The following is a 13399-nucleotide window of genomic DNA, read 5'->3' as shown; positions in this document are numbered from 1 at the left end:
GACCGGATACGGTAATACCCTTTCCCGGCTGCCGCTTCTACGGAGTTTTCTGTGGGAGCGGCTTCAGCCGCGAAGCCTGCTAGCTCATTCCGCGCTATGAATATGCCATAACGGTATTTAAATTTAGTTTCTTATACCTATAAAGTTCTGTCTCTATATTCATCTACATGTTTTGGAGTCGGAGCCTATATGTCCGCAGCCGCCCTCGCTTCATCGTCTACCCAAGCCGCAGAGCAACAGTTCGAGGTGCGTCCATTCACCGGCAAGGTGGGCGCGGAAATCGTCGGGCTGGACTTGTCCAAAACCCTCAATGACGCCGATTTCGCTCGTGTGCACAAAGCGCATCTTGATTACCACCTGATCGTTTTCCGTGACCAGCACATCACCCCGCAGCAACAGATCGATTTCAGCCGCCGTTTCGGCGTGTTGCAGATCCATGTGCTCAAGCAGTTCCTGCTGGCCAACCACCCGGAAATCCTTATCGTTTCCAACATTGTCGAGAATGGCCAGCCTGTGGGGCTGGGCGATGCTGGCAAGTACTGGCATTCGGACCTGTCCTACAAGGAACTGCCAAGCCTGGGCTCGATGCTGTATGCCCAGGAACTGCCAAGCGAAGGTGGCGACACTCTGTTCGCGGACATGCACCTGGCCTGGGAAACCCTGCCGCAGCATCTGCGCGAGGCGGTCCAAGGGCGTTCAGCCGTTCACAGCTACACCTCCCGCTATCTGGATGGTGATAACGCCGCCAGCTGGCGTCCGACCCTGACGCCAGAGCAGTTGGCCCAGGTCGCGGAAGTGACGCACCCGATCGTGCGCACCCACCCGGAAAACGGCCGCAAGGCATTGTTCGTCAGTGAGAACTTCACGACCCGCATCGTGGGTCTGCCGGAAGACGAAAGCCGCCAGCTTCTGACCGAGATCTATGCCCACTGCGCCCGTCCCGAACATATATACCGTCACCAATGGCAGCCGCACGACATGGTCTTCTGGGACAACCGCTCCCTGATCCATCTGGCAGCCGGTTGCCCGGCACATCTGCGACGCAAGTTGTATCGCACCACCATTCAAGGCGATGCGCCGTTTTGATTCAGGGGAATTGGTCATGAATGCTGTAGTGCAAAGCCATACGGCTAGCGAAGGTACAAACACGCAACAGGCCACTCAGCATGCTACTGAGGCCTTGTTGAAGGTTCAGGACGTGAGCCTTGAATACCGCACCCCCGAGCGGGTCGTGCGGGCCACCCACCAAGTCAGTTTTGAAGTCGATCCGGCGGATCGCTTCGTACTGCTCGGCCCTTCCGGTTGCGGCAAGTCCACCTTGCTCAAGGCCGTGGCCGGGTTCATTCAGCCCAGCGAAGGGCAGATTCGTCTGGCGGGCGTTCAGGTCAAAGAGCCTGGCCCGGACCGGATCGTGGTGTTCCAGGAGTTCGACCAGTTGCCACCCTGGAAGACCGTGATCGAAAACGTGATCTTTCCGCTGCTGGCTTCGCGCACCCTCAAGCGTCCCGAAGCCCTGGAGCGTGCGCGTTACTACCTGGAAAAGGTCGGCCTCAGTGCCTTTGCCGACGCCTACCCGCACACCTTGTCCGGCGGCATGAAAGCCCGGGTGGCTATTGCCCGTGCCCTGGCGATGCAACCGAAAATCCTGCTGATGGATGAGCCCTTTGCGGCGCTCGATGCCCTGACTCGCCGCAAGATGCAGGAAGAACTGCTGGAGTTGTGGGAAGAAGTGCGTTTCACGTTGCTGTTCGTGACCCACTCCATCGAAGAAGCGCTGGTGGTCGGCAATCGCATCCTCTTGCTGTCACCTCATCCGGGCCGTGTGCGGGCGGAAATCAACAGCCATCAGTACGACCTGAAAAGCCTCGGTGGCGTCGGTTTTCAGCAAACGGCACAGCGTATTCACCGCTTGCTGTTCGATGAAAACGAAGCTGGTGGCCAGGCCGAGTCCGAGCTGAATTTCCAGGATATCCGCATCGCTTATTGAGGCCTGTTAAGCGCCTCAACATGACAACAGAGAACCCGACATGAGTCTTTCACCCCCCGTTCGTGAAGAATACGAAGTCGCGCTGGAGCCCTTCACCCAGAAGGATCTGGTGCGCGATATCCCCCTGGCCCAACGCATCTGGCAACTGGGCTGGGTCCGCAAGAGCGTGATCATGGTCCTGCTGGCCGTGCTCTGGGAAGTCGCCGCACGTATCCAGAACAATGACCTTCTGCTGCCCAGCTTTCTGCAGACCGCCACGGCGTTCTACGACGGCATCATCACCGGTGAATTGCCCGGCAAAGTCTGGATCTCCCTGAAGGTACTGATCCAGGGGTATGTGATCGGCATTGTCCTCGCGTTCGGCCTGACGACCCTCGCGGTTTCGACCCAACTGGGCCGTGACCTGCTCAGCACCCTGACCGCGATGTTCAACCCGCTGCCTGCCATTGCCCTGTTGCCGCTGGCATTGCTGTGGTTCGGGCTTGGACAGAACAGCCTTATCTTCGTGCTGGTGCATTCGGTGCTCTGGGCGCTGGCGCTCAATACCTACGCCGGTTTCCTGGGCGTTTCGGAAACCCAGCGCATGGCCGGTCGCAACTATGGCCTCAAGGGGTTGCGCTTTGTCTGGCACATCCTGATTCCGGCGGCGCTGCCTTCGATTCTCGCCGGCCTGAAAATCGGCTGGGCCTTCGCCTGGCGCACCCTGATCGCGGCCGAACTGGTCTTCGGCGCGTCCTCAGGCAAGGGCGGTCTGGGCTGGTACATCTTCCAGAACCGTAACGAGCTGTATACCGACAAAGTGTTTGCGGGGCTGGCGGCGGTGATTCTTATCGGCCTGCTGGTGGAAAACCTGCTGTTTGCCAACATCGAGCGCCTGACAGTCAAGCGCTGGGGCATGCAGCGTTAAGTGCATGGAACGCTTGGTTTCTTATCGTCTTTCGAATTTCTGTGAGGGTTTCATGGTTACTTCTTTCAAACGCCCGGCACTTACCGCACTGGCAGCAGCATTGGGGCTTGCAGGCGCACTGCTCAGCGGTGGCGCACAAGCCGAAGGCAAGATCAGCATCGCCCAGCAGTTCGGCATCGGCTATCTGATTCTGGATGTAGTGCGTGATCAGAAACTGATCGAAAAGCACGGTAAAGAGCAAGGCCTGGACATCAAGGTCGACTGGAACAGCATTTCCGGCGCTACCGCCATGAACGAAGCGCTGCTGGCCGGTGCGCTGGACGTGGTGTCGGCAGGCGTACCACCGATGTTGACCATCTGGGACCGCACCAAGGGCAAGCAGAACGTCAAGGCCATTGCCTCGCTGGGCTCCATGCCCAACTACCTGCTGACCAACAACCCGAACGTCAAAACCCTGAAAGACTTCACCGACAAGGACCGCATCGCAGTGCCAGCGGCAGGTGTAGGCTTCCAGTCGCGTACCTTGCAGATCGAGACGGCCAAACAGTTCGGAAACGAGAACTTCAAGAAATTCGACAACATCTCCGTCAGCCTCGCACACCCTGACGCCACCTCGGCGCTGATTGCCGGTGGTTCGGAAATCAACTCGCACTTCTCCAGCCCGCCGTTCCAGTACCAGGCGCTGGAAAACCCCAACGTGCATAAAGTGCTGAGCAGCTACGACGTACTGGGTGGCCAGGCCACCTTCAACGTGCTCTACACCACCGAAAAATTCCACGACGAAAACCCCAAGACCTACAAGGCGTTCTACGACGCGCTGGCCGAGGCCGAGAAAATCATCAAGGCCGACAAACCGGAAGCGGCCAAGACCTACATCCGCGTCGAGCAGTCCAAACTATCACTGCCGTTTGTAGAGAAAATCGTCACCGACCCGGAAATCGACTTCACCATCACCCCGCAACGCACCTTTATCTACGCCGAAAAACTGCATGAGCTGGGTGTGTTGAAAAACAAGGCTGCGAGCTGGAAGGATTACTTCTTTGAAGAAGCTCATGGTGGGTCGGGTAGTTGATAAATCCCACAAGCTTAATTAGTTGGCATTAGTGGTAGGAGCGAATTCATTCGCGATAGGCCTGTACATTCAAAGAAAATGTATCGCCTTCAATGATGTCTCGCGAATGAATTCGCTCCTACGCAGCTCTCAACAAATCCGCCAGCGAAGTCATTTGCCTGCCGATTTTGCTCTTTCTTCTGTATGAACTTTCCTGGAAAAGCCCAAGCCCTTGCGCCTCTGAATTCTGGCGCATAGGCTGATTCGGTCACTGAAATGACAGCTTTGCGTGGGGCATCTTCGGATGCACCGGGTCTTGTGTTCTCTACCGGTCTGCTAACCTGCGTCAAGGCTGTCGCCTTCAACTCCCTTTGAAAAAAATCAGAATTTTTTTAAACAGGCCATGAACCTGTTCTTCAAGAGACGCTTTGAAATAAATATACTAGCCATACGCGTACAACATATCTTCGATTATCTCTAGCTCTTGTTTGGTAAATGGCGGGTGGTCGTAATTCTTCATGCGTTCCAGTGCGCCTCTGATTGGGATTTGGCGTGAACGATCTACCACGATTTTTATAAGTCGGTCAGCCTCTGAGTCTTTGTCTTTCAGATGTTTTATTAGTAGATTCTTTAACAAATCACGCGCTTGCTCATCGTTAAGCATTTCATTGTTCCACCCGTGTCGCCTAGCTCAAAAGGACTGATAATCTGCAGTGTCAGTCGAATGCATTGCCCTCTAAAGGTTCTCTATATCCTTGGGGCCACCATCACTGATGAGCCTTGCTATACGTTGATTATAATGCTCGATGTCCTGCGTTTTATTGGCCTTGGCCAACTCCTGGCGTAGAAAAGTCATGATTTCAGATATCTTTTGCTTTTGTGCACTAGATAAATCAAGAATCAGATCAATTCCATTTATGGATAAAGCAGGATGCTTTTTACGTATGTAGTAATAGCAGCCGATGTTTTCAAATAGGTCTTCTGCATCTTGCAAGCTGATGGTCACTGTATCTAGGTATTTGCTGAAAGCATTATTCAATACTAGATCGGGCGTTTTGTGTGTTTTGAGAAAGCTGCAGAGTCCCGCCCAGTTTATAACGTGCAACTGAGTACCCCAATCAGTGTCAGGGGAGAAATAATTTTTTAGCCCCCTGAAATAGTCTGGGAATTCATTTCGGTTTAAGGCGGTTTCAAAATTAATTCTCATTGAGGTTTTTTCCAGTCGTCAGCGTTCTTGCACTCTATGACTTGTTGTAGCCCATGATAGAGTTGAATGCGGACTCACCAATAACGATGAACGCTGCATGTGGCTTACAGAGCCTCAAGATCTGTAGTGCATCCTCTCTTTATAAATGTTTCAATTTCTTGGTCAAGTGTGTAATTTGGCAGGTCTTTGTTTTTTATGTCGTACTCTTTTCTCAAAAAACGAAAAATCTTGCCAATGGTTTTTTTACTGTCACTATCGACGCTTTCGATCAGGTCGTAGTTGTCGTCAGATAAAAATGAGACTTTCTTTCTAAGTGTGTAGTATGACGAGATGTTACGTAGCAAGCTCTCGGCATCACTATATGACTCTTCGAGATACCTCAAGTACTCTTCGAAGAGGTTTGTCAATAGACTCTGTGCAGGCTTTTGCTTTTTGAGAATACTGCACATTTCTTGCCAATTACTTACGTATAAATGGTCGCCCCAGTCTGAGCCTCTTGCAAAGTAAATACCCTTTCCTTTGAAGAACTCCGAAATTTCATGTCTGTCTAAAGCCATTTCAAAAGAGGTTGTCACGGAAATGCTCCAGAGTGAGATGTCTTTTTACAGCTTCTCTAAGTCTATCTTGCAGCCATTATCCTTTATTTCAGAGAGAAATTGATCGAAGCTGATTACGGGGCTACCGGCATTATGTGCATCATATTCTCTACGAAGCAGTCTGAACAGTTCGCCTATTATTTTTTTGCTGCCAGAGTCGAGAGCAAGTATTAAGTCGAAGTCATCAGCAGGCATGAAGCTAGTATCTACTCGCATTGAATAGTAGCAGCTTATATTGAGTAATACGGAATCTGCATCTTTGTAGGTGATTTGCAATGATTGCAAGTACTCGCTGAATGCTTTTAGTAGTATATTGTTTGGCTGTTCTTTCTGTTTTAGGAAACCACATAAACCTTGCCAGTTATTTATATACAGGTGGTCACCCCAGTCCGGATCCCTTGAAAAGTATTCTCCTTGGCCTTTGAAGAATTCAGGGAATTCGTTTTTTTCTAGTGCAGTCTGAAATTTTGTTTTCATTGGAACTTTTCTCAGTCTTCAAATTGGCTTAGTAGCGTATCAACACTTTTGTTGTGATGGATTTTTTCAGCGCCTATCAGGGCCGCTTCTTTGGTCCCACTTTTCGTTGCTCCACCGGGGACCCATTCTTCTGCGTAAGCCCCATTTTTTCTTTCATTCGGCATTTCGTACTTAAATCGGACATCACCTGGTTTTATTCGTACAAGATAAATTGCAGTATCAGATAGATATTCTGCTCCTAAGTTCAACTCTTAATTGAGTACTCGCCAGGCGTTATTGGAAGATCTATATTTATCTACGACTTTATTCATTTCAGACGACAAACCAACAAAATTTCGCTCAGTAAGAGCGGAGTGTCTTGCGCCAGTAATCCATTTTTCAATGACGACAAAAGACCCTGCTGTTTTGTTTTTTTTTGCTTTTTCGAGCGTATTTATTATGGTTGGTTTTAATGTAAACTTTCTGTTAAACGCTTGAAAGCCAAAGTTCGCACTGTTTAAGTATGGCGTTTTCACTCATTGTAAATGTGTTTTTTATATCTAGCTCTATGAAGTTGTTCGCATCTGCTGCATTGAAAAATGTCAGCCAGCTATCTCTGCCGTCATGTTCGATTACGTACCTTTGCTCGTCTTTTTTTATGGTTAGTGACCAAGACGAAAAGAATTCTGGGTGATCTGAAAAAGCGGTCACTTTAAAGTTGCAATGACTTGCTATGCCATGTAAGTCAGATTGTCTCATTTGTATATCTTTGGCTTTAATTATAAAGGGGCGGTGTGGCATGCACAAAGGTGAGCGCCTTGGAGCTCGGCATGCTATGTTTTATCAATCATAAACCTCTGAGCTGTTCAGCTCATTCAGCATCTGCTCCTCAGTTATTTTCAATAGGTCGAGATTGGTACCTATTTCGCCCCAGTCGTCATTGTCACCTATTTCTAAAATGGTTAGTGGTATTTTTTTTTCATGAAAAAAACTTATAATCGCTCTTATTTTTTTGTCGTGTTCAAGATGATCGCTCAAATAAAGCTGGCAGGTATAAAAAAAACCTTTTTCACCCAGCATTAACATGCGTGAGGCACTGCTAAGTCCCCATCCAAGATTTTTATGCAGGAATTTTGTGGCTTCAATATCCTTTACAGGAATACTACATGAAATACTTATTTTAGGCATTTTAGAACTCCTCGGGAACTAGTGGGTTTAGCGGCTTGCCCATTGTGTCATTCTGAAAGTTTCCACCATGCCAGCGATATTGGTGTTCACTTCTCGTTGCAGGATAGATGTTAAGTCTATCATTCGCCAGTTGAGGGTAATCTAAAGCATTATACATGTGGTGCCCCTCAATGGACTTGTCGTTAAATTTCGGGGTCTTTTTATTCAAAATATCTTCTTTTTGGGCGTCGGACCAGTTTCTTGTTCCCGGCTCCCCTCTCTTGAGTCTTGCTCTTTCGTCAGACCAAAAGCCACGTACGCCTTGGCGTCTTCTCAGGCTGAAACGCCTATCCCAATCTAAATGAGCAACTTCATCTTGGGTGGCCGTCCTGTTTTCAACTTTTCCCTGCAATGCTTCTTTTTGAGGGCCGCTTAGCGGTTTGTAAGGCGTTTCGTAGCTTGGTACATCTGGAGTCCCCTCATCTACAGCAGGTTTGGTTGCAGTATCTTCGGGTGCAAGCGGATTAGATCCTTTATTTCCCGCACACGTCTCCAACCCCAACGGATCCACCCACCCCGTAGGGTTAGGCGCATACCGATAGTTATTCAACCCACCCGCCAGCTTGATCGGGTCAGGCGTCAAAAACCGTCCGGTCCCCGGATTGTAGTAGCGATGCCGGTTGTAATGTAAGCCCGTTTCCGCATCGAAATACTGACCTTGAAACCGCAGCGGGTTGTCGATTTCGGCGATGTCCAGGGCGGCGAGGTTGCCGTAGGCGCGGTATTTGGCGGACCACATGATCTCGCCGCTGTAGTCGGTGAGTTCCTGTGGCGTGCCGAGGTGGTCGAGCTGGTAGTAGAACGGCGTGGCTTTGCGTGGGCCTTCGCCGTCGAGCATGGCCAGCGGGCGGAAGCTGCCGGGTTCGTAGAGGTAGCTGCGGTAGCGGTTCTCGGCACTTTCGGCGACGAGGCGTTCGCCTTGCCAGAGGAATTCGGTGGTGTGGCCGTCGACGGTCTTGGCGATGCGGCGGCCGAAGGCGTCGTATTTGTAGCTGGCGGTACTGCCGCCCGGCAGGCTGACACCGATCAGGCGGTGCTGGGCGTCGTAGCGGTATTCGGTGACGAGTTTCTGGCCGGTGCCGCGACGTTCGCGGATCTGGTTGCCGTAGGCGTCGTAGTCGTAATGGCGGTCGCCCTGCATCAGCAGGCGGTTGCCTTTGACGTTGGCCAGGTTTGCCGTGGGCAAATCGCTCTGGCCCAGCAGGTTACCGGCCGGGTCGTGGGCGAAGCTTTCCGGCGTGGCACCACGGACGTTGATCAGACGGTCCAGCGGGTCGTAATGGAAGCTGCGATTGCCCTTGCGGCTGTCATCGATCCCCGCCAGGTTGCCGTTGGCATCGTAGGCGTAGCGACGCTGGAACAGGCTGCGGTCCTGCTGGCTGACACTGTGCGCCTGCAGGCGACCTTGTTCGTCGTACTGATACTGGCTGAGCAGCAGACCCTGCTGACGCTGCCGCTCCCGACCGCCACTGAACTGGTGGGCGGTCAGGCGCGAACCGTTGAGGTCGATGCTGCTCAGTTGACCGCCGCGATGGTGGTGGTAATCCAGCTTGCTGCCGTCCGGGAGGCGACAGTGTTTGAGCTGGCCGACGCTGTCGTACTCGTAGCGCAGCGTGCCCCAGCCCTGGTGTTCGGTGATGAGGCGGTCTTGCAGGTCGTATTCGTAGGCCAGCGGCCAGTTGCCGTCGTCGACATTGACCAGGCGGCCAAGGGCGTCGTAGCTGTAGTGAATCTCTTCGCCGTCGGGCAGGGTTTTGACCAGCAGGCGGCCTGCGGCATCGCGCTGGTACTCGGTCACTAACTCGCTTTCGTCGTCGCCGAATTCGGTTTTCTTCAGCAACTGGCCGTTGAGGTCGTATTCATACGCGGTGCGGCGACCGTCGAAACCGGTTTCCTGCTGGATCAGGCCATTCGAGTAGTAATCGAGGTGGTAACGCTCGCCACGCTCGTTCTCGATTTCGGTGAGCAGCAGGCGCGAGTTGTCGTAGCGGTAGCGCAACTGGCTGCCGTCGGGATTGATGCGGCGGCTGACCAGGTGCAGGTTGTCGGCGTATTCGTAACGGGTGATGCGGCCCAGTTCATCGCGCTCGGCGGTGACGCGGCCATACGGGTTGTAAGCGAAGGCGCGGGTGGCACCGCCGGGCAAGGTGACCTGGCTCAGGCGATTGACCGCATCCCATTGGTAATGGGTGATGGCACCGGTTTCGTCCTGACGGGTGATCTGCCGACCGAGTGCGTCGTAACGGTATTTGCGCTGGCCACCGTCAGGCAGACGTTCTTCCAGCAGTTGGCCCAGACCGTTCCAGCCCAGTTGATGACGGCTGCCATCGGGATGACGGATTTCCAGCAGGCGGCCCTGACGGTCGTAGCTGTAATGGGTTTCGTTGCCGTGGGGATCGATCTGCCGGGTAATGTCGCCTTGTTCGTTGCGGTCATACTGCCAGCGGGCTTTACCGCGCAGGACCTCGACCAGTTGCCCGTCGAAGTAGTTGTAACGGATCGTCGCGTCTTCCGGCGGGATCACGGCGATCAGGCGCCCGGCGTCGTTGTACTGATACTCGGTAATGGCCCCCAGCGGATCTTTTACGGCAATCAGGCGGCCTTTATCGTCATAGGCTTTCTGGGTTTGTGCGCCATCGGGAGTGGTTTCGCTGATCAGGCGTGCATTTTCGTCATGCACGTAAATCTGTTCGCTGCCGTCGGCGTTATGGACTTTGACCGTGCCCTTGTCGTCCCACTCATAACGCGCTTCGAGTTGTGAGTAGTTGGCCCAGTGATGCACGCAGCGCGAGAGCTTGCCTTCGCGCTCCCATTCCCAGAAGAAGCTGGCACCACCGGCCATTTGCCGTTCCAGAATGACGTGCTGGTCGTTGTAGCGGTAATGCTCGGTTTCACCCACCGCATTGGTGGCAGAGACGAGTTGGTGCTTGTCGTTGTAGCCGTAGGTGACAAGGGTCTGGAGGGTCAGCCACGGGTCCTGACGCTCGCCACGCTCGTCATACTCCGGACGTTGTTGCTGGTGATCCACGGCGACGATATGCCGGTCGTCGTAGCGCAAGAGCAGGGCGCGGCCAGCGCCGTTGTCGATGCGCTGAATCCGGTCTACCAGGTCGTAGCTGATGTGAACCTGATTGTCGTACGGGTCACTGATGGTGGTCAGGCGACCGGCACGGAAGTGATAGAAGCGTGCTTTTGGCCCGGCCTGGGTCAGGATCAGTTCGCCAGGAGCATCCCCGAGGTAAATGGCGGCCTGGGCAAGGCTGTTGGTGATGGCCGGACGTTGCTCGGTCGGCATCGGGAAGCGGGTCTGACGGTTTTCGTTGTCCGTCCAGAGCACGCCTTCATCGTCCAGTTGCAGACGATGAGACAGCGAATGGCTCCAGCCATGGCCCAGACGGCTATCGATTTCGACCGCACTGCTGCGGTACAGGCGCGTCCACTCCAGAGGCAGCAAACCACCGAGCTCGCCATCGGTCAGGGTCAGCAGTTCTTCGCCGGTCACCATCGATACCGGTTCGCCGTTGGTGCAGGTCTTGTCTGCGCACTGGGCGGGCTGCTTGGCAGGCGTTTCTGATTGCTTGGCAGCGTCGTCGGTCTTTTCCGCCTGTTCCATGCGCGTTGCATTTTCTTTCTTGCCGCGTGCATGAATCTGCGCATCGGTTTCGACTTCACCGCCTGAAACGGGTGCTTTGCGCTTGGGGGCCGTCGCGGTTTCTGCAGGTTTGGGCGCGGCGATTTCAACGCTGGTCTTGCGCGCCGGGTTCATTGGCGAGTTGCCATTGAGCAGCAGGGGCTTGGCGGTTTCCGCGTGGCCGGTCGCGTTCTTCTTGCTGATCTTCATCAGCATGGACGTGAAGTCTTCGATCAGCTTCATGACCTTGCCGCTGTTTTTGGCAGCATTGAGGCCTTTGGCGCTGACCCGTACAGCCAGGCCGATACCGCCCGTGAGGACGATACCGATCAGGATGTTCAGCAGCACTTCGGTGGTCAGTTCCGCCAGCACTTCCGTGCAGGTCTGTGGCGGCAGCATCTTGACCCAGGCCACGATTGCCGCGACGTAGATCCACATCAGTGGTTCGTCGCTGGCGATCAGCAGGGCCGTCTGAATCGCTCCCTTGGAGGCGTTATAGATCTTCTTGATCTCTTCCTCGGTGAAGAACTTCTTGAGCTTTTCGTAGTTCTCGCGGGGATGAGCAACCAGGTCGTACAGACCCTTGATATCGCCCCACAGGCCCATGATCGCCTTGAGGAAGCCTTTCCAGGCAGACTCCAGTTGTTGCATCGCCTTGCCGGCCATGGACGCGCTGCTATGCGCTTGCCACAGCGGCAGAAAGTCGGTGCTCCATTCGGTTTGCAGCCAGCCGCTCAGATCACCGATAACGCCTTGATAAGAGTTGAACAGGCTGTCGATCTGCGCACGGGTAGGGTTCGGGAAAAAGGTGATCTTGTATTGCTGATTAGGCTTGAGGCCGGGGACTTCCAGAATCCCGCTCGGGCCGATTTTCAGATCGATCGCCTGGCCCACTTCGTTTTTGCCGTAGACCACTCCATCTTCCACAGGCACCAGACGCACCGGCGTATTGCCAATCGGCACAAAGCGCGCTGATTCGAAGCTGTGTACAAGCTTCAGTTTGCCGTTGGCCGGGCAGTTGGCATACAGGGTGTTTGGCTGTTTGCTGTCCTTGTCCGCGGTGTCGACCTCGTCGCCCACCTTGAACTGCTGTTCGGCATCCAGCACGCCGCCATACCAGGCTTCGGCATGTTCGCGGTAATCGGCCAGGCATTTCTTGAAGTCGTTGATGATGGCCTGAGCATCAGGCTGTTTGGCCGTGAGGGCTCCGGTGAATCCGCCCATCAAAACGCTCATGCCGCCACCTCATTTTCCAGATGAGCCTTCAACAGCCCGGTAAAGTTTTCTTCCTTGAGCGGCGTGCGCTTCACGAAGCGCGCCACTTTTTCTCGCAGGTTGGATTCGGGGAACGAGAAGTACAGTTCGGCATGTTCATCCAGCAACCACTGCATCATGTTGTCGATGATGGTTGACGGGTTTTCAGCCATCAGGCCATCCAGCAGTGTCTGAGGCACTTCCCACCACGGCCAGTCCTTCGCTTTCGGCACCGACCTTGGCGCGACTTCCAGACTGCGGCCATTGATCAGATAGCGCTCGAACATCGGCATCAGTTCACCCGCCGAATCACCCAGCCCTTTCAGGATCGGATAGATATGCCGCCCATCCCAGAACCGGAAAAACACCTCGGTTTCGTCGGGCATTTTCACTTGGGTCAGGCTGCGCAGGTGTTCGAATACGGTATCGGGTTCCGAGCGCGATACGGCGAGCCAGCCCCAATCCTGAGCGTCGGTTTCGGCGATCCATTGCATGAAGCCAGCATCGGGTTTCAGCTCGACAAGGTAGGGCATCACGGGCTGCCAGTCGGCGTAAGGTGTGCCGCTCCAGATCGGGATCAGCTGCGGCGCATGGCTTTGCTGGTAGAAGGCCTTGAGGGGCTCGGCGTCGCTGGCCGCACTGATGATCAGGTACAGGCGCTCGCCTGGTTGCAGCGGCTGTTCTGCCAGCCATGCCGATGGGCTCAAAAGATCAGATTGCACAGGCACCGTCCTTGCACTTCTCGCATTCTTCACAGAACGGCGCGTTGCGTTTAAGCGTATTGATTTGCGCGGGTGTCAGCACTGCACCGGCTCTGGCGGCATCGGCCTGTTTCAACAATCCGGGCAGCAAAGCCGCTATGCCAGACCCGACGCCCGGGCTGCCGCCGGTATTGACGTTGACCACCGGCCCGCTGATTGTCACGCCACTGGCGTCGATTTTGACGAAGCTGCCACCCGCCTTGAACGTCAGCTCGCTACCGGCTTCCAGGACGATCTTGATGCCGCTGTCGAGGTGAATCTCCTGCCCGGCCTCAATGAACTGCCCCGTCCCGATCTTGACGTGCTGGTTGGTCGCAACAGT

11 protein-coding genes and 1 pseudogene are annotated in these 13399 nt (G+C 54.1%); 4 read left to right on the top strand and 8 right to left on the bottom strand.

The genetic code is table 11. From position 1 onward, the window contains the following. The first annotated feature begins 189 nt into the window (after positions 1-189). Genes K5D32_RS20600 through K5D32_RS20585 form a run of 4 tightly spaced genes read left to right on the top strand, consistent with a single transcriptional unit; the run spans position 190 to position 3966 of the window. Positions 190-1086, top strand: coding sequence for a TauD/TfdA family dioxygenase (locus tag K5D32_RS20600; protein ID WP_221601637.1), 897 nt, complete (start codon positions 190-192; stop codon positions 1084-1086). A gap of 16 nt (positions 1087-1102) precedes the next feature. Next, entirely contained in the window at positions 1103-1987 is an 885-nt protein-coding gene (locus K5D32_RS20595; protein ID WP_253950537.1) for an ABC transporter ATP-binding protein, read from the top strand. Positions 1988-2027: 40 nt separating this feature from the next. Beyond that, positions 2028-2894 (top strand): ABC transporter permease, encoded by an 867-nt coding sequence (locus K5D32_RS20590; RefSeq protein ID WP_216704654.1) that lies wholly within the window; start codon positions 2028-2030, stop codon positions 2892-2894. A gap of 52 nt (positions 2895-2946) precedes the next feature. After that, on the top strand, positions 2947-3966 hold the full coding sequence (locus K5D32_RS20585; protein WP_221601635.1) for an ABC transporter substrate-binding protein: 1020 nt from the start codon (positions 2947-2949) through the stop codon (positions 3964-3966). A 715-nt stretch (positions 3967-4681) separates the two neighbouring features. Here the strand turns inward: K5D32_RS20585 and K5D32_RS20580 are convergent. From K5D32_RS20580 to K5D32_RS20545, 8 genes and pseudogenes are all read right to left on the bottom strand, one after another. Further along, on the bottom strand, positions 4682-5152 hold the full coding sequence (locus K5D32_RS20580; protein WP_221601633.1) for a hypothetical protein: 471 nt from the start codon (positions 5150-5152) through the stop codon (positions 4682-4684). Positions 5153-5256: 104 nt separating this feature from the next. Beyond that, the gene (locus K5D32_RS20575) at positions 5257-5727 is read right to left on the bottom strand and encodes a hypothetical protein (protein ID WP_221601631.1); all 471 of its coding nucleotides are present in this window, start codon (positions 5725-5727) and stop codon (positions 5257-5259) included. 27 nt (positions 5728-5754) lie between these two features. Continuing rightward, positions 5755-6225, bottom strand: a complete 471-nt coding sequence (locus K5D32_RS20570; RefSeq protein ID WP_221601629.1) for a hypothetical protein — start codon at positions 6223-6225, stop codon at positions 5755-5757. A gap of 465 nt (positions 6226-6690) precedes the next feature. After that, the gene (locus K5D32_RS20565; RefSeq protein ID WP_221601627.1) at positions 6691-6963 is read right to left on the bottom strand and encodes a hypothetical protein; all 273 of its coding nucleotides are present in this window, start codon (positions 6961-6963) and stop codon (positions 6691-6693) included. 84 nt (positions 6964-7047) lie between these two features. Further along, entirely contained in the window at positions 7048-7392 is a 345-nt protein-coding gene (locus tag K5D32_RS20560; protein ID WP_221601625.1) for a hypothetical protein, read from the bottom strand. A 1-nt stretch (position 7393) separates the two neighbouring features. Continuing rightward, positions 7394-12298, bottom strand: a complete 4905-nt coding sequence (locus tag K5D32_RS20555) for an RHS repeat-associated core domain-containing protein (RefSeq protein ID WP_221601623.1) — start codon at positions 12296-12298, stop codon at positions 7394-7396. Then, complete coding sequence (locus K5D32_RS20550; protein WP_221601621.1) at positions 12295-13038, bottom strand: DUF4123 domain-containing protein; 744 nt, start codon at positions 13036-13038, stop codon at positions 12295-12297. The genes K5D32_RS20555 and K5D32_RS20550 overlap by 4 nt, the downstream gene beginning before the upstream one ends. Next, a pseudogene (locus K5D32_RS20545) lies at positions 13028-13399 on the bottom strand (type VI secretion system tip protein VgrG); the annotation flags it as partial. The gene K5D32_RS20550 and the pseudogene K5D32_RS20545, both read right to left, overlap by 11 nt.

It is taken from the genome of Pseudomonas cichorii (genome assembly GCF_019719005.1).
In the GTDB taxonomy this organism is placed as follows: Bacteria; Pseudomonadota; Gammaproteobacteria; order Pseudomonadales; family Pseudomonadaceae; genus Aquipseudomonas; species Aquipseudomonas cichorii_E.
This window is presented reverse-complemented; position numbering and strand designations above follow the sequence as displayed.